The following is a 16656-nucleotide window of genomic DNA, read 5'->3' on the forward strand; positions in this document are numbered from 1 at the left end:
TTTTTGTTCTGTGGCGGCGTGGTACTCACTGTTGGTGCTTTACTGTTAAAAAGCGCCAAGGATACCAAAGTAGTGGACCTACAGACTCAAAGTTAGCGTAATGACAAGGGGCTGGCCACCAGCCCCTATTTTGCGTTTAGCAATCCACTCGTCACCGCTAACACCGTTGAGTTTTCAAAGTATTTCGAGATGAAACCCATGAACCAATACATTCACGACGATTTTCTTTTAACCTCAGATTTGGCTCGCCGCTTGTTCCATGACTACGCCAAAGCTATGCCGATAATTGATTATCACAATCACCTAGATGCGAAACAGATTTGGGAAAACCATCGCGCGAGTAACATCGCTGAATGCTGGCTGCATAGTGATCACTATTTATGGCGAGCGATGCGCAGCAATGGAATTGAAGAACACTATATAACCGGCGATGCGCACGACAAGAAAAAGTTCGAGAAATGGTGTCAAACCGCCCCTTATCTTCTCGGCAACCCGCTTTATCAGTGGTCTCACCTAGAGCTGGAGCGTTTCTTCAACTGCTCACTATTATTAAACTCGGACAATTGCGATGCCATTTGGTCACACTGTGAAGCCGAGCTTGCCACATCTAGACTCACAACTCAGAGTGTGTTGAAGCAGTGTCATGTCACTACGCTTTGCACTACAGATTCACCGCTCTCCGATCTTCACTATCACAAACTGATTGCCGAGTCCGACTTTGACGTTGAGGTGCTCCCTACATTCAGAGCAGACGATCTATTTGCGTTTGGATCGCCAAGTGCTTTTCGCATGATGATTGATACATTAAACACGATGACCTCTTTGCATATTGCATCCATCAATGACTTTCTCAACGCGATTTCAAAGCGAATCGAAGCATTCCATAACGCTGGCTGCCGACTATCCGATCTTGGACTCACTCAAGTGCATTTTGCACCTTGCTCGCATAATTCCGCTCATCAACTATTTGAAAAGCTGCTAACAGGGAAAGTGCTTAAAGATATCGAAAGCAAACAACTTAGCTCTTTTCTGTTCAACCAGTTAGGTCAGCACTACCATAGCCGTGGCTGGGCAATGCAACTCCACATTGGTGTATTGATTAACGTTAACGAACGCAGAAAACAGGAGCTTGGCGGTGGCACCGGATTTAGCGTGATGAATGATCGCCTTATTGCCGAAAATCTAACCCAGCTTCTCAGTCAATTAGATTTAACCAACCAGCTACCAAAAACGGTGCTTTACAGCATCAATCCGAATCACAATGCACTACTCAGTTGCATTGCCGGTGCTTTTCAAGACAGTGACTCCGCCGCTGGAAAAATCCAATTTGGCGCCGCATGGTGGTTTAACGACCACAAAGACGGCATGGAAGCCCAGCTCACCACATTAAAGAACTTAGGTGCGCTAGGCCGGTTCATAGGTATGTTGACCGACTCTCGCAACGTATTTTCGATGAGTCGCCACGAATATTTCCGCCGTGTACTTTGTAATCAACTCGCCGCTTGGGTCGAAAATGGAGAGCTTCCAAATAGTGAAGCGCTACTGAAAGACACCATAGAAAACATCTGTTATTACAATGCAGAGCGCTACTTTAATTTTCCTCAATCCAGACTCACAGGGGATGCTCAATGATCCAGTTTAGCGAACAACAAATTCAATCCATCAAACAGCGCGCTTCTGAGCAAACTATCGCCCAACTCATAGAAGACAATCATGTTGTGCTCAATAACGATACCTTGGTTCCGCCCGACGGTCGTGCGACCTGGAACCTGTATTACTTTTGCCCTGAGCATGGCGTTCGCCTAACGTGGGATCGTGAAAAGCCACTCTCGCACTGCTGCTCAGTTGACGGTAAAGCGTTCACGGGTGAACCATATGATGGCGCCTGGTGGCGATGGCTAAATGGCCTGAATGCAAAAGCGTGCTACGATCTTGGCTTGCTTTGGAAACTGACTGGAGAACAACGTTTCTTCGATAAGGTTAAAGACATCTTGCTTCAATCCGCTAAATACTATCCGGACTACGAAGTTCATGGTGGCATCCCCTACAACGGTCCTGGCAAAGCGAATGCACAGACTTTATGTGAGGCAAACTGCCACTTGGATCTTGCTCGCGGTTATGACTTCATTCATGAGCAACTGTCACTAGACGAGCAGTCATACATCGAGCAGCGCCTACTTCGTGAAGGGGCTGAGTTTTTGATGGAATACCGAACTGACCAGCTACACAACCATGAAATGAAAATCAACGCCACCATTGGTGTGATTGGGTTGATCCTCGAAGAGAGCCGCTACATCGATTTTGCTCTGAATACTAACTACGGTATCCACTATCAACTTAACCACGGCTGCTCAGAAGAGGGAATGTGGTTTGAGGGCTCAATTCACTATCACTACTACGCCTTACAAGCGCTGTTAAACTTTGAAAAAATCGCCTACTCAACGCCTCATTCCGTGAGCTCCAACTCTAACTTTGTTAAGATGCTCAAGTTTCCACTAAACTTGGTACTTAATACGGGCGACTTCCCGCGTCTCAATGACTGTATTGCCGGCCAAGAGCGCATTGCTCACTCACACCTGTTTGAGTTTGCCTACGCGCAGTACCCTTGTGATGAGTTTGCGAGTGTTCTTACTAGCATCTATCAAAATATCTCAAGAGATAACATCGATGCTCTACTTTACGGTGTGGATGAACTTCCAAAGGCTGCGCCACTGCAATGTCAATCTATCCACACCGCTCAGGCGGGCGTGACGATTCATTACGACCAAAGCAATGACCATTCTCTGCTTGTTAAGCATAGTCCTTATGGTGGCGAACACGATCACTACGATCGATTAGGCTTGATCATTGTTCGTAATGGCAAAGAGATACTGCCCGATATCGGTACCACCGGGTATGGCGCAGAGCTGCACTATGGCTATTACAAGAATACCGCCACGCACAACACCCTTGTTGTGAATCAGCAGAACCAATCGCCAATCGATCCAACGTTACTTCACTTCTCTGACTCTCCAATTTGCAAAGTCATAGATACGCTTGCCGATTGGAATCAACCAGCAGCAGAAGTCGATAGCCACACCATCGAGCAGTGGGATAGCCAGTCATATCAGAACGTCATGTTCAGGCGTATCTTGTTCTGTGTTGGCGAAGCGTATGTAGAAGCAAACCTGATAGCCAATCCGCATCAGCAACAGTTGGATTTGACCTACCATATTCGCGGTGAACATACCGAAACGGACAGCTTTGAGGTTTGCGCTAACCCGTTGCCAGGCGCACTCAACCGAATGACCAATACACATCAGTTGAGTTCGGTTTCAGCGCACTCCCATCGCTACGCCATTGAAGGACAAACGCCATTTAGCCAGAAGATGGTATTCAGTTCGCCGTGTGATGTCTTGATTGGTGAAGCGCCAGATAACCCAGCAACATCGAATCTCGCGTATACCCTGGTTCGCTCCAATGCGACCATGCTAAACACCATGGTACTTCACGACCTATCGCAAAATGCAGTTCTCCTGCTTGAAGATATCTCTTGGAGCGACACCGAAATCACATTCAGTATCAACCAAGATGGCAACAAAACCACCATCACCTACAATTTGTATTCGCATTCTTTGCGGACTCAAAGTTGGCAGCCTGAAAGCGACAATCTGGCACTCAACGAATAACGATAAGGCCAGCTCTTTCACCAAGAGCTGGCTATATTTTTCTCGGTATCCTCAGTTAACTATTTGTCACCAATACACATAACCTCTACTCTGACTTTTAATTACATCTAGGTGGAGCCATCCCCTCAGAGTCTCATCCCTAAAAGCTTCGCTACAGAAAGCTTGCTGGCCAACATCATTCTTGGTAAATACCAATACGCGATGCCGCTTTATCGCCAAGAATCGTTGTTTACCCAGTCCGGTATCGAGTTATCACGCACCACGATGGCAAGGTGGGTCATCCAAGCCAGCGAGAAGTTCGCCCCACTGTATGTCGCTTTGAAAGAGCACCTACTTCAGCTGGTGGTGGTTCAAGCGGATGAAACGCCGCTCAATGTGCTCAAAGAAGAGAAGAAGTGTTATATGTGGCTCTACTGCTCAGGAGTTGACTCGTCCGAAGCGGCACTGCCAAATGTGAAAAATATCGCCTTGTACGACTATCAAAACAGTTGCGCGAGGGCGTGTCCCGTGGACTTTTTAGGTGACTACAGCGGTTATCTACAAACCGATGGTTACGCGGCTTATGATGGACTTCATCAAGTTACCAATGTGTGGGGGGGGGGGCTTAGCGCATGCTCGTCGCAAGTTCATGGACGCGAAGAAGCTTCAAGGGAAAGGTAAATCGGGCAAGGTCGATAAAGCGCTAGCTAAAATCCAAAAACTCTACGGGATAGAATCACGCTTAAAAGGAGTGCCTGTCGAAGAACGAAAAGCAGAGCGTCAAGCGTATGCCAAGCGGATACTGGATGAGCTGTACCAATGGAGACAACCCAGAAGGTGATAGGCTCTAGCCCATTAGCCAAAGCGATAAAATACACGCTCGGGCAGTGATCATTGGTAGGAAAAATTGACTATTCTCCAACACAACAAACGGTGCTGATGCGAGCGCGATGCTTTACAGCATCATCGAGACCGCGAAAGCCAACGGCCTTATCCTCTACGACAACATGGTCAAGTGCATGAAAGAATTAGCGAAAGCTGAGCCTGATATCGACGCACTCCTACCTTGGAACTTCAAACACTGACAAGTCGCCCCGTGGGTTCATGTGGCGGATACATTGAAACGGCACTAACCCTATACATGCAGCAAATTTTCGCCCATTGGCAAAGTCTTTTGGATCACCTACAGAAGACAAACAACACGAAGCTGTCATCGGGCCTACAACTGGTATTGTTTGAAGCAAAGCATACAGCTCGTTTTCTTTATTAAGTTCGATTAACTTTTGGTCTTGAGCTGTAATTTTTTCATTTGATTGGTTGTAATAATCCAGTTGATCGCGAAGTTCTAGAATGAGCAGAGGTGGGATTACTGCATCTTTATCTTCTAGCCACTGGAACAACTTTTTCATATTGGCATGGTCACGAGGAAAGCTGATGCCAAACTCTAGCAAGATAGAACCAATTCTATTCATGCATGAGGTTCTTTCGCGAATATATCCCGTTCTGATTCTCCAAATAACCGTACTAATTTGAGCTTGTTCACTCTTAGCAGAAACAAATCTCATATTAGGTCTCGTAGCAGCGTCAGCATCAATGAAGTCATTCTTGTGGCTCTTAACGAATGGCTTTACATACTGTGCTGGTATCAGCTTAACATTATGACCATATTCTTGGCATCTTCGAGCTAGCCAATGTGCACCACAACAGGCTTCCATTGCTATGGTTGTCGTTTCTTGTTGGGAGATGAATTGAACGAGCTAAACTCGGCTCAATTTGTGTCGGTAAATTTCGCGGCCAGAATGGTCATGACCAATGAGATGGAAAACCGACTTCCCGAGATATATACCAATAACTGTTATAGCGGACATGATGGCACCTCTAAATCTACTACGACATAGCTAATTTTAGCGTCGGTGTGGGGCATACCATCGAATTAGTGAGTTAACAGAGCGGGCAGTTACCTGTGAAGATGAAATTTAGGCAGCCCACTTCATTGAAAGCGGATACGTTCAAGAAAATCTTATAAACATCTGAAATTAAATAATAAAACACATAAAAAAGCCCCAAAAATTTAATGGGGCGATTCCATCGAGTTTTGGGGCTAAATTGGGGCTTTTTTGAGGGTTAAATGGGGCTATATCTGCCATTTCACTGTGGTCGTACCCAGTAAAGCCACCATTAATAAAACGTCAAACCTTTTTAGATTTTCACTTATTCCCAATCAAGGATAACTTTGCCAGAAAGCCCGCTACGCATAGCGTCGAAGCCTGCTTGGAAGTCATCAACCTTGAAGTGATGCGTGATAATTGGCGTCAAATCTAGGCCAGATTGGATTAGTGAAGCCATCTTGTACCAAGTTTCGAACATCTCACGACCGTAGATACCTTTGATAACTAAGCCTTTAAAGATAACTTGGTTCCAATCTACTGCCATGTCTGATGGTGGAATACCTAGTAGAGAGATCTTACCGCCGTGGTTCATGTTAGTCAGCATGCTGTTGAACGCTGATGGGTTACCAGACATTTCTAGTCCTACATCGAAGCCTTCAGTCATGCCAAGCTCTGACATTACGTCTTCAAGCTTCTCTTCCATCACGTTTACTGCGCGAGTCACACCCATTTTCTTAGCAAGATCTAGGCGGTATTCGTTTACATCAGTGATTACAACATGACGAGCACCTACGTGCTTAGCAACCGCTGCAGCCATGATACCGATTGGGCCAGCACCAGTAATTAGCACGTCTTCGCCTACTAGGTCGAAAGAAAGCGCTGTGTGTACTGCGTTACCAAACGGGTCAAAGATTGATGCTAGATCATCAGAGATTTCTGCCGGGATCTTAAATGCGTTGAACGCAGGGATCACAAGGAACTCAGAGAACGCACCAGTGCGGTTTACACCAACACCTGTTGTGTTACGACAAAGGTGAGTACGGCCGCCACGACAGTTACGACAGTGACCACATGTGATGTGACCTTCGCCAGATACACGGTCGCCGATTTCAAAACCACGAACTTCTTGGCCAATACCAACAACTTCACCTACGTATTCGTGACCTACTACCATAGGTACTGGGATTGTGTTTTGTGACCACTCATCCCAGTTGTAGATATGTACGTCAGTACCACAAATTGCGGTTTTCTTAATACGGATAAGAAGATCATTATGACCCATTTCAGGTTTTTCAACCTCGGTCATCCAAATGCCTTCTTCAGGCTTAAGCTTAGAAAGTGCTTTAATTTTCATAATGTTACCTAGTTCATCTCGCCTAACTGTAAGGCGAGAATCAAAAATCTATATATTCTACTGGGTGTTGCTCTATCTAATTAAAGGATGCTCGTGGCATCCCTTTAAAATTAGATGATACCCATGTCTTTACCAACTTGAATGAACGCATCGATTGCGCGGTCTAGTTGCTCACGAGAGTGTGCAGCAGACATTTGCGTACGGATACGAGCTTGACCTTTTGGTACTACAGGGAAAGAGAAACCTACAACGTAGATGCCTTTCTCTAGTGCGCGTTCTGCGAATTCAGCCGCTACTTTTGCATCACCAAGCATGATTGGGATGATTGCGTGATCTGCACCGCCCATAGTGAAGCCAGCTTCTTCCATGCGAGTACGGAAGTGAGCAGAGTTATCCCATAGTTGAGTACGTAGGTCGCCAGATTCCGCAAGAAGGTCTAGAACGCGAATAGACGCAGATACGATTGCTGGTGCAACAGAGTTAGAGAAAAGGTATGGACGAGAGCGTTGACGTAGCCAGTCGATCACTTCCTTCTTACCAGAAGTGTAACCGCCTGAAGCGCCACCCATTGCTTTACCAAGTGTACCAGTGATGATATCGATACGGTCTACAACGTTGTGGAACTCGTGAGTACCCGCGCCGTTTTTGCCCATGAAGCCGACAGCATGAGAGTCATCAACCATCACTAGTGCGTCGTACTTGTCTGCAAGGTCACAGATAGCAGGAAGGTTAGCCACTACGCCGTCCATAGAGAACACGCCATCAGTTACGATTAGTGTGTGACGAGCGCCAGCTTCTTTAGCAGCGATAAGTTGCTGCTCTAGCTCTTCCATGTTGTTGTTCGAGTAACGGAAGCGCATTGCTTTACAAAGACGAACGCCATCGATGATAGATGCGTGGTTTAGTGCGTCAGAGATGATTGCGTCTTCTTTACCTAGAATCGTTTCGAATAAGCCAGCGTTAGCATCAAAACAAGATGTGTAAAGGATAGTGTCTTCTTTACCTAGGAACGTAGACAGCTTTTGCTCTAGTTCTTTGTGAGAATCTTGAGTACCACAGATGAAACGTACTGAAGCCATACCAAAACCGTGCTGATCCATGCCATCTTTAGCCGCTTCGATAAGAGCTGGGTGGTTAGCAAGACCTAAGTAGTTGTTTGCACAGAAGTTTAGTACTTCTTCACCAGTCGAGATAGAAACCGCTGCTTTTTGTGCAGAAGTAATAATACGCTCAGACTTGTAAAGACCTTCTTCTTTAACTTCTTCGATTTGAGTTTGAATCTGTTGGTAAAATGCAGAAGACATTGTCTCATTCCTTCCTAGTTATTATTTAGCAGCATCGCGCGCCGCTTTATGTAGGGATGTAAACGATCTCAACACGATCATTTACACTGTAAAACTTATGCCTATATTCTAGTTGAACATCCCCGATCCGATTATCCCTTTAGTTGGAAAAACATTAATGAATCACAGGCATTAATCATTATTCATCCCAGTGACACAGGGCACATTAACGCCCTTCAGTTGCTCTTTTAAACGTCAGATTAGCTTCAATTTCCGTCTAGTTTTACTTTCATATCAAATCTCAATTTTTAATATCAAAACGATATAGCGATCAAAACCGGCTTATCTCATAATGAGCACCAGCAACGCCGCTATACAGATAATCTTCAAACACATCAATCTATCAGAGCAATCACGCTAAGCAATTAATGAAATTGATTCACAAATTAAGGTCAATCGCTCACAATCACTATTAAGTTCGTCGTTAAAACTAACCTAACTGGATACTTATGATAAACCCAAAACTCATCGCCCTACTTCCCGATCTCGCCTCGTTTATCTTAGTTGTGAATGAGGGTAGCTTTACCGCCGCAGCAAAGCAGCTAGGCGTTACACCTTCAGCGTTGAGTAAATTGATCACACGTCTAGAAAAAGCGCTCTCAGTGAAGCTGTTTGAACGCACGACTCGTACTTTGATCATCACGCAAGCAGGCCAACTGGTTTATGACCAAAGCGTGGTCATGATTAATGCCGCGCAGCAAGCGGTTGAACTGTCTACCTCTGACCACACAGAACCTGCGGGTTCTATAACGGTAGCAGCACCAGAAGCCTTCTTGAACTCGGTTCTACAGCCTTTCGTTGTTCCATTCTTAAACCAGTACCCCGAGATACAACTTAAATTAAGAGCAGCTGATGGCGACATCGACATATTGCGCCAAGGCATCGACATTGCGTTTCGACTTACCGATAAGCCCGACGAAAGCTTGGTTTTGAAAGAGCTTGGAAAAACAAACCTCGTGTTATGTGCGAGCCCCGACTATCTGAAATCCAAAGGGGTTCCTAACCACCCTACCGACCTTTCGGAGCATGACTGTTTGTATCTTGCAGAGACGGACAAAGACCACATTTGGGACTTCCTAAAAGACGATGAATTTCACACGGTATCCGTCAGTGGTCGTTACGCGATAAACCACTCTCAGATGCGACTCAAAGGTGTGAAAGAAGGCCTTGGCGTAGGTATTTTCCACGACTTTGTTATTCAAGATGCGTTGGCTGAAGGCTCTGTGGTGCAAGTATTAGAAGATTGGACGATTAAGAGTAATTACCACGGCGCGATCGCGATGCAGTTCGCTCAAACCAAGTACATGCCTGCTCGCCTACGTGTTTTCATTGATTACGCGATGGAGCACTTAGGTGACAAGCTGGCAGGAGAAATAAACTGATACTGAAAGAAGTACATAACGCTGCAAGCATTGTGTGAATGATACAGATCCTCTCAAACTGAGAGGATCTGTTTAGATATTGATTAGCTTAACACCATCTTCAGTTTCTCAACGCGTGAAAACAACAACCAATCCAATAGCATTGCTGTCACGATCGTCGCCCCCGCAAGCGGAAATATGACTGAAATAACTATCACGGTCACTAAACCTGTCTTCCAAAGCCCTGCATCACCGAACTTCGGTGGCGTACCAAGCTTTCTTTGACCTGAAGGTCTGCGCATCCACCACATCACAGCGCCAGTCACAGACACAACAATGAACGCCAAGCAAAACAAAGCATTTAGAAGCTTGTTGATGATGCTGATGTCACCTTGGTGCAATGAAATACCCACCGCTAACGTCTTAGCAATGAAGTTATAATCTTGCCATGTCACCTCACCAAGAATACGACCAGAATATTGGTCGAGGTGCGTGGTACGATCCTGCGTTGGATCGATGATGTCACCGCCCATGGTGTTGGCTGTGACCGTGTAAACACCCGTTTCTGAACGCGGGAAGTTCACCTTGTATTGCGTAAAGCCAAGTGAATATGCTTTTTCAGTAACGTCATCAATGTCAAAACTGCTTGCTGACAACACATGTTGAGAGTGATCTTCACCCATCTTAGATTGATCATGAGGTTCCGTCGCCTTTTCCACATGATGAACGTGTTCTGCTGGCTTATCTTGAGACAAAGGCAGCGGTGTGTGCTCCAAGTTCCAAGGGAGCTCTTCTTCTGAGCCATGGTTGAGGGAAGCATGCGTCTTATCAGACAATGGAATATCGTCCCACATTTGAGCAGGGAAAGTGCTCCATGCTTGAACAAGCTTACCGCCCCAAAAACCTGTCCATGCCAATCCAGACAGAATAAACAACAACAGAATAAGCGATAACGTACCACCAATATTCGCATGCAGATCACGCATTAAAATACGCGTTCCTGAACCAAATCGAAGCTTAAGAAAACCAGCGCGGCTCGCGTTATCTCTCGGTAACCATAAGTAAATACCACTGATGAGCAACAGAATAGACAAGCTTATTGCGACTTCAATTAGATAATCACCCCAATCACCAATCAACAAAGTGCCGTGAATGTCATTCGCGAGTTGGTACAGGCTGTCGCTACGCGGAATCTCTCCGACCACTTCGCCCGTATATTGATTTACCGTGGCGAAGACCGATGTGCCGTCTACAAGTGCTACCGAAAAGCGGTTAGCCAGATCAGGAGCTTTGCTCGGAACAAACTGGGTAACCGAACCTTGTGGGTATTGAAGTTGTACTGCAGCTAACTGTTGTGACACTTTAATCGGCTCGCCCGATGCAACAATCTCTAGGGCTTCGTGGTGGAAAGTCAATTCGATTTCATTATCAAACAGCATCACCAAACCTGTAATGCTCAGCATTAACATAAACGGGATAACAAATAGCCCAGCATAGAAGTGCCAGCGCCATGAGAGGAAGTAGAGAGTTTTATTGTGGTCTTTGCTTTTTATACTGGTTTTCGAACCGGTTGTTGCACTGCTTTTAGACTGCGAAGTTACTTGTGCTTTCGCAGGGGTTTGAGATTCATTTCTCAACATTATTATTTCCTTTGACACACGCAAACATACCTTCTGAAAAATCAGAAAGTAATCTGAGCATGTTTAACTTTACTTAATACTTTATTTTTAATTATTTTAGTGGGTTAGGTTTAAGCAATATCAAAGGGAGGGCCGCGTGGGGCTTGCCTCGTGTAGCGTTCGCTTAGAGCCAAAAAAGCGTAGCTGTCGGAGACAATAGAACTCAGTCGAGTTGTCAGTAGTGTAGTGGGGAGTTCATCTTGGTGAAACGTGGAAAAATGGCTAAACGGACACGGCTTTCCTTTGTGAGTATTAGGTTCACCTTCTTCGATTTGAACCAATTCAAAGCCATTGACCGTACATAACGACGCCCATACTCCCGCACTATTACCATGAGCATTGATAACAGGCATTAATGTCACTAGCGCCCAGCTTAATGCTGTTGCAAGTAACATGGAGAAGTTGAACGAGGTTCGGCGCATTATTCCAAGTCTTTATAAATTTCCCTTATTATGAGCGACTTGGAATCTAGGTAAACGTAAAGATTAACAGCAAGTTAAAAAATTGAAGCTAACGCACACTCTTTTTCGTTAAATACTGGTTACAACACTAAAGCTAAGAAATTATTATTCAACACTTTGCATCAGGCTTTCAATAAAAGAGACAATAAAAAACGCCGCCTTACACCGTCCTCGAAAGAGGGGAATGTAAGGCGGCGTTTTAGAAATCGAATCTTGAGATTTGCTCTTTGTTACCTATCTAGCAAACTCATGATTAACAAATTAACCGAAGATCTTGCTCCAGATGCTTGGGTTACGCTTCTCATGGTACTCTTCACGAAGGCCGTCAATAGTACGAAGTTCTTGCTGTGCCGATGCTAAGTCACCTTGGTCTAGCTTCTGTTCAATGCTATCCAGTGATGCACTGATCTTTTTGAAGCCTTCCATGAAGTTGTCTTCTTTCTCGACTGGGTAAACACCCGTTTTCAGCTCTGCCACTAGCGTATCTAAACGAACAATAGGCTTTTGCATCTCTTCAATACTTTGAGCTTCTGCCGCTTGTTTGAACGCAAGCTTCATTTCTTGCATGTTTTTCTTAAGGTCTACATTGGCAAATGCGTTACCAGACAATACTGACGCAGCAATTAAGCCAGATAAAAGGATTGAGCGAGTTTTCATTGTTTCTCCAAGTGAAGCAGTGTCTTTGAAGTTAGAGCCATCATTACTGTGGCACTTCGACTTTATTATTTTCGGCTAGTGTATACAAAAATCTGTCAGGCACAAAAATTGATTGTGTCGAAATGCAAACCCGCCGACATTCTCTTAAACAAGATCTGAATATTCTGGGATTTCATTACGACCACGCAAGGCTAAAAAGGCTAGGAATTGCTTTGGCGAATGGGTAATCACTTTACTCGAATCTACGCCCACTTCATCTAACAATGCTGCGACTAAGTCTAAGCCACCGACATCTAAACAGAAATGCGCATCGCTGCCTGTTGTAATAAATGCACCTTTTGCTTTCGCTATTCTTGCAATCTCATAGCAGCGGTCAACACTGCCAACTCGGCTATTGCCTTTGAGTGTGGTGTTGTTGATCTCAATCGCCACGTTGTTCTCAACCGCACATTGAATAACGGCTTCAAAATCGAAATCAAAATTAGGATTACCTAAGTGACCAAGCGCATCAATTCGACCGCCCTTAATCACATTCACGAGAGCCTCTGTATGGGTAGCGACATCCGATGGGCGAAAAACGGGCTCGTGGAAGCTGGCAATCACCCAATCTAGATTCTTATCCACACTCGGATGAATGTCGATTTCACCCTGTGTGTTCATGATGTTTGACTCGACACCTCGAATAATTGCGACATCTTCAATAAAACGAGGGAGCACACGCTGATTGCTGAAAAACCAATAGTGTGGAGCGCCCGGCATGGATTCTGAATGGTCAGTAGTACAAAAGATGGCTAAACCGTTTTGCTTCGCCGATTTGGCGTTTTCGATCAGCGTGCTGTAAGCATGGCCACTTGCGTATGTGTGGGTGTGGGTATCTACTTTGAGTTCCATGAATCAATGCTCTCTTCGCTTGGTCAAAAAACGTTTTTCAGAAAGTAACTCTGAGTCTCTTTCTGGAAAGGAGTGCCCGCACCTTTTTCTGAAAAGGAGTGCTTCTGAAAAGGAATGCTTAATGGCAACAATTCGACCAGTTTATCCGCTGAAAGTGACAATTAGAACCCAAACATAAAGGTTTATTACTGGTTCATTTACACGACACGGGTATACGTGGCTAACCGAACCAGCCAACGCTTGGTCTTATCTAAGTCGAACCGTACACACTCGGTAATTACGCCAATTTTTTGCAACCTACCCAAGTTCGTCAATACTTAAACCAGTCTACAAACTGGAGTGTTAGATGAGAAGAAGACGATATCCGCTGAGTATCCACATCACTAGCCTTTTCCTAATTTTGACAACACTTGTCGGTGCGGTATTGATTTCGATAAGTTATCGGCACTCTCAAGAGCTGCTGTTAGGTACAGTGCGCGAGATCAGTAATGAGCACCGCGAAAAGCTGGAATCAGTATTTAAACAAGCCATTGCCCCGGTCATAACAACCTTAAATGTAATGGCGGTGAGCCCGTTTGTTGCTCATCAAACTTCCGCTGTCGAAAAAGACTCTTGGCTTGCTTCAGTCGATATCATCTTCAAGCAAAACACCAATTTGGTCGCTCTATTTTATGGTTCTGAAGATGGTGACTTTAGAATCTTTCGTCCATTGAGCACCAATAAACAGAGAGCCGATAACAACGCTCCCGCCAAAGCGACCATGATGGTCAGCAGCACCAATCTAGATGGTGAAAACTTTATTACCTTTCTCGATGGCGCACACCAAGTGATCAGTACCCGACAAGCCGAGAGTAAGTTCAACCCCACGACTCGACCTTGGTTTCGTAACGCAAAGCCTGACGGCTCAATACAACTCTCTGAGCCCTACCTGTTCTATTTCCTGCAAACCAATGGCATCACGCTTTCTAGACGTTCTTTGGATGGCAAGCATGTCGTTGGTGCCGACTTCACGTTGAAATCTCTCTCTTCCCAGATCAGTGAATTGGCCTACTCTCCACAAACCCGACTCGCTCTGTTCGATCAACATTTCAATCTTCTCGGCCAACATCAACTTGATCTATCGATTCCCAAGCTTACCTCCCAGCCTAACGACACAAGTAAAACTGAGAAAACGAATAACCAAACGACGGGGAAACTCTCGGGCAGTGAGCAAGACCAAAGCTTCTTTTATGTGCCCAAACGTGAACAGATGGAAGCATTGAAAGCATCCGTCATAGCACCACTTATCTCCGACGAAGAGAAATTAAACCTCAACCTAAAAAACGTTGAGTACAACTTAAACACTTGGGCATTGACGCTAACGCCTGTTGAGCTCACTCAGAATGTCACTTTATATTTGGCAGAGGCTACGCCACACAATGAGTTGCTCTCTGATCTTATCTCGATGCGTGACAAGCAAGTCGCTGTCGCGATTGGGATGTTGTTCATCTGCTTCGCTATCGTATGGTTTGTTGCTAATAGACTGTCTCAGCCTCTCAATACCCTGATGCAACTCACCGACAACATCGCACGATTTGACTTCAGGCGAACTCATTATCCCAAAAGCATGATTCAAGAAGTGGCTAACCTCGCCCACTCAATTGAGCTGATGGAACACACACTTCATGATCTTATTACGCTACTTCGAGACACGGCAGGTAATCAGGAATTTTCGATCTTAGCCAAAAATATTGCTCATCAAAGCTATTTAATTACCAAAGCAGAAACCATCGTCCTCTTCACTCAATCAAAAGAGAAAGATGTGTTTGATACGGCCGCGAACCTCGCCATTCTTCCCTTTAAGGCCGACATCAATGACTTCATCAAGCACACACCTTGGTTGCTGTGCCAACTTAAATCTGGAGAAACCATCCACTTAAACCGAGAAGACAATGTTCTCAACTATTACCAAGATTCGATCTTCAATTCAGATCTGTACCTGTTTCCACTATTAAACCGTGAGAAGTTGTTGGTGGGTATCGTCGCAATTGGCTATGAAAGACCGATTACTAAGATGCAGTCAGACAAGCACGCCTTCTTACGAGAACTGCTCAGCTTTGCGGAGATAGCCAAAGATAACATTGACCAAATGCAGCAACAGAAAGACATGCTTAATGCCCTTATCGAGTTGATTGCATCAGCTATTGATACCAAATCACCTTACACGGGCGCGCACTGCCAACGAGTGCCTGAACTGACCAAATGGCTGACTCAAGCAACCATTGATGATGACCGTTATTACCCGCAATTCTCATTGGATAGTAAACAGTGGGAAGAGTTAATGCTCGCCGCTTGGCTACATGACTGCGGTAAAGTCACCACACCTGAATATGTGGTGGACAAAGCAACAAAACTGGAAACGATTTATGACCGAATCCACGAAGTTCGCATGCGCTTCGAGCTGTTAAAGCAACAAGCGGTAACCGACTACTGGAAAGCCATAGCGAACGGAGCGCTTCAAGAGGATCAGCTTAAGGTCCTCGAACAAAGCTTGTCAGAATTGGATGAAGAATTTGCCTTCGTTGCTGAGTGCAACCTTGGTGGAGAGTCGATGACGGACGAACAACTAGAACGCTTAGACCGAATAGCCAAGCGCCAATGGAAACGCACGCTGGATGATCAATTGGGGCTATCATGGTCTGAAAAAGAGAGGTTTAATGAACAACAAGACACGACAGAGAAGAGTGAAGCTGAGCCAGCAAGAAAAGACCAAATACTACCGGTGATGGAACCGCTACTTGCCGATAAGCCTGAGCATAAAATACCGTGGGACAATGGCTTTAGCCCTGCTGATGTATGGCAAGAAGCGTTTGTGCTTAAGCCAGGAGAAGTCAAATACAACCAAGGTGAACTGCACAACTTGAAAGTTCGTCGTGGCACGTTAAACGATGAAGAACGTTTCATGATCAACGATCATATTATTCAAACCTTCACCATGCTTAACAAGCTGCCTTATCCGTCTTACCTCCAGAATATTCCGGATATCGCCAGCGGACACCACGAGCGTATCGACGGCAAGGGCTACCCTAGAGGCTTAAGCGAAGACCAATTACCTCTACCGTCCAGAGCGATGGCCATTGCTGATGTCTTTGAAGCGCTCACCTCTAGTGATCGCCCGTATAAGAAAGGCAAACTCCTAAGCGAATCACTCAACATCATGACCGACATGGCCACCAGCGGTCATATCGATCCCAAGCTGTATTTGCTGTTCTTAGAAAACAAAATCTACGACAAATACGCTGAGCGATTCCTAGAGACTAAACAGCGTTGCGAGATTGACCCGCACGAACACATCGACCGAGTAAAAGAGTACATACGCTCATTATTTTAAGTTT

General features: G+C 45.2%; 10 protein-coding genes and 3 pseudogenes. 6 read left to right on the plus strand and 7 right to left on the minus strand.

Annotation, left to right across the window (positions count from 1 at the left end; translation table 11 throughout):
* Positions 1–189: 189 nt before the first annotated feature.
* From uxaC to AC3CH3_RS16125, 4 genes and pseudogenes are all read left to right on the plus strand, one after another.
* On the plus strand, positions 190–1632 hold the full coding sequence (gene uxaC / locus AC3CH3_RS16110) for a glucuronate isomerase (RefSeq protein WP_488538661.1): 1443 nt from the start codon (positions 190–192) through the stop codon (positions 1630–1632).
* Positions 1629–3668 carry a heparinase II/III domain-containing protein gene (locus AC3CH3_RS16115; protein ID WP_065677441.1) on the plus strand — a complete coding sequence of 680 codons (2040 nt, stop codon included), beginning with the start codon at positions 1629–1631 and terminating at the stop codon, positions 3666–3668. The genes uxaC and AC3CH3_RS16115 overlap by 4 nt, the downstream gene beginning before the upstream one ends.
* Before the next feature lie 114 nt (positions 3669–3782).
* A pseudogene (gene tnpC / locus AC3CH3_RS16120) lies at positions 3783–4535 on the plus strand (IS66 family transposase); the annotation flags it as partial.
* 2 nt (positions 4536–4537) lie between these two features.
* A pseudogene (locus AC3CH3_RS16125) lies at positions 4538–4732 on the plus strand (transposase domain-containing protein); the annotation flags it as partial.
* Between the two features lie 33 nt (positions 4733–4765).
* Here AC3CH3_RS16125 and AC3CH3_RS16130 read toward each other — a convergent pair.
* The 3 genes and pseudogenes from AC3CH3_RS16130 to AC3CH3_RS16140 all read right to left on the minus strand — a co-directional run.
* Positions 4766–5515: pseudogene (locus AC3CH3_RS16130) on the minus strand (IS110 family RNA-guided transposase); the annotation flags it as partial.
* A gap of 343 nt (positions 5516–5858) precedes the next feature.
* Positions 5859–6890: an L-threonine 3-dehydrogenase gene (gene tdh, locus AC3CH3_RS16135; protein WP_488538662.1), complete on the minus strand. Its 1032-nt coding sequence runs from the start codon at positions 6888–6890 to the stop codon at positions 5859–5861.
* A 110-nt stretch (positions 6891–7000) separates the two neighbouring features.
* Positions 7001–8194 (minus strand): glycine C-acetyltransferase, encoded by a 1194-nt coding sequence (locus AC3CH3_RS16140; protein ID WP_019825749.1) that lies wholly within the window; start codon positions 8192–8194, stop codon positions 7001–7003.
* Positions 8195–8682: 488 nt separating this feature from the next.
* Between AC3CH3_RS16140 and AC3CH3_RS16145 the strand changes: the two genes are divergently transcribed.
* Complete coding sequence (locus tag AC3CH3_RS16145) at positions 8683–9615, plus strand: LysR family transcriptional regulator (RefSeq protein WP_488538663.1); 933 nt, start codon at positions 8683–8685, stop codon at positions 9613–9615.
* An 83-nt stretch (positions 9616–9698) separates the two neighbouring features.
* Here the strand turns inward: AC3CH3_RS16145 and AC3CH3_RS16150 are convergent, their stop codons facing one another.
* The 4 genes from AC3CH3_RS16150 to AC3CH3_RS16165 form a co-directional block, all read right to left on the minus strand.
* Positions 9699–11234: a PepSY-associated TM helix domain-containing protein gene (locus tag AC3CH3_RS16150; protein ID WP_488538664.1), complete on the minus strand. Its 1536-nt coding sequence runs from the start codon at positions 11232–11234 to the stop codon at positions 9699–9701.
* Positions 11235–11344: 110 nt separating this feature from the next.
* A complete protein-coding gene (locus tag AC3CH3_RS16155) occupies positions 11345–11695 on the minus strand; it encodes a hypothetical protein (RefSeq protein WP_019825747.1) in 351 nt (116 codons plus the stop codon).
* 300 nt (positions 11696–11995) lie between these two features.
* Positions 11996–12391 (minus strand): cytochrome b562, encoded by a 396-nt coding sequence (locus AC3CH3_RS16160; protein ID WP_017059534.1) that lies wholly within the window; start codon positions 12389–12391, stop codon positions 11996–11998.
* Positions 12392–12535: 144 nt separating this feature from the next.
* Positions 12536–13282, minus strand: coding sequence for a PHP domain-containing protein (locus AC3CH3_RS16165; protein WP_488538665.1), 747 nt, complete (start codon positions 13280–13282; stop codon positions 12536–12538).
* 346 nt (positions 13283–13628) lie between these two features.
* Here AC3CH3_RS16165 and AC3CH3_RS16170 point away from each other — a divergent pair, with 346 nt between their 5' ends.
* Positions 13629–16652, plus strand: coding sequence for an HD domain-containing phosphohydrolase (locus AC3CH3_RS16170; protein WP_488538666.1), 3024 nt, complete (start codon positions 13629–13631; stop codon positions 16650–16652).
* Positions 16653–16656 lie beyond the last annotated feature (4 nt).

This window comes from Vibrio sp. QJM3NY_35, assembly GCF_057785915.1.

What these genes read in the sequence shown, in the direction of transcription:
- uxaC (WP_488538661.1), top strand. Translation starts at nt 190, where the DNA reads ATGAAACCCATGAACCAATACATTCACGACGATTTTCTTTTAACCTCA.
- AC3CH3_RS16115 (WP_065677441.1), top strand. Translation starts at nt 1,629, where the DNA reads ATGATCCAGTTTAGCGAACAACAAATTCAATCCATCAAACAGCGCGCT.
- AC3CH3_RS16165 (WP_488538665.1), bottom strand. Translation starts at nt 13,282, where the DNA reads ATGGAACTCAAAGTAGATACCCACACCCACACATACGCAAGTGGCCAT.
- AC3CH3_RS16155 (WP_019825747.1), bottom strand. Translation starts at nt 11,695, where the DNA reads ATGCGCCGAACCTCGTTCAACTTCTCCATGTTACTTGCAACAGCATTA.
- tdh (WP_488538662.1), bottom strand. Translation starts at nt 6,890, where the DNA reads ATGAAAATTAAAGCACTTTCTAAGCTTAAGCCTGAAGAAGGCATTTGG.
- AC3CH3_RS16150 (WP_488538664.1), bottom strand. Translation starts at nt 11,234, where the DNA reads ATGTTGAGAAATGAATCTCAAACCCCTGCGAAAGCACAAGTAACTTCG.
- AC3CH3_RS16160 (WP_017059534.1), bottom strand. Translation starts at nt 12,391, where the DNA reads ATGAAAACTCGCTCAATCCTTTTATCTGGCTTAATTGCTGCGTCAGTA.
- AC3CH3_RS16140 (WP_019825749.1), bottom strand. Translation starts at nt 8,194, where the DNA reads ATGTCTTCTGCATTTTACCAACAGATTCAAACTCAAATCGAAGAAGTT.
- AC3CH3_RS16145 (WP_488538663.1), top strand. Translation starts at nt 8,683, where the DNA reads ATGATAAACCCAAAACTCATCGCCCTACTTCCCGATCTCGCCTCGTTT.
- AC3CH3_RS16170 (WP_488538666.1), top strand. Translation starts at nt 13,629, where the DNA reads ATGAGAAGAAGACGATATCCGCTGAGTATCCACATCACTAGCCTTTTC.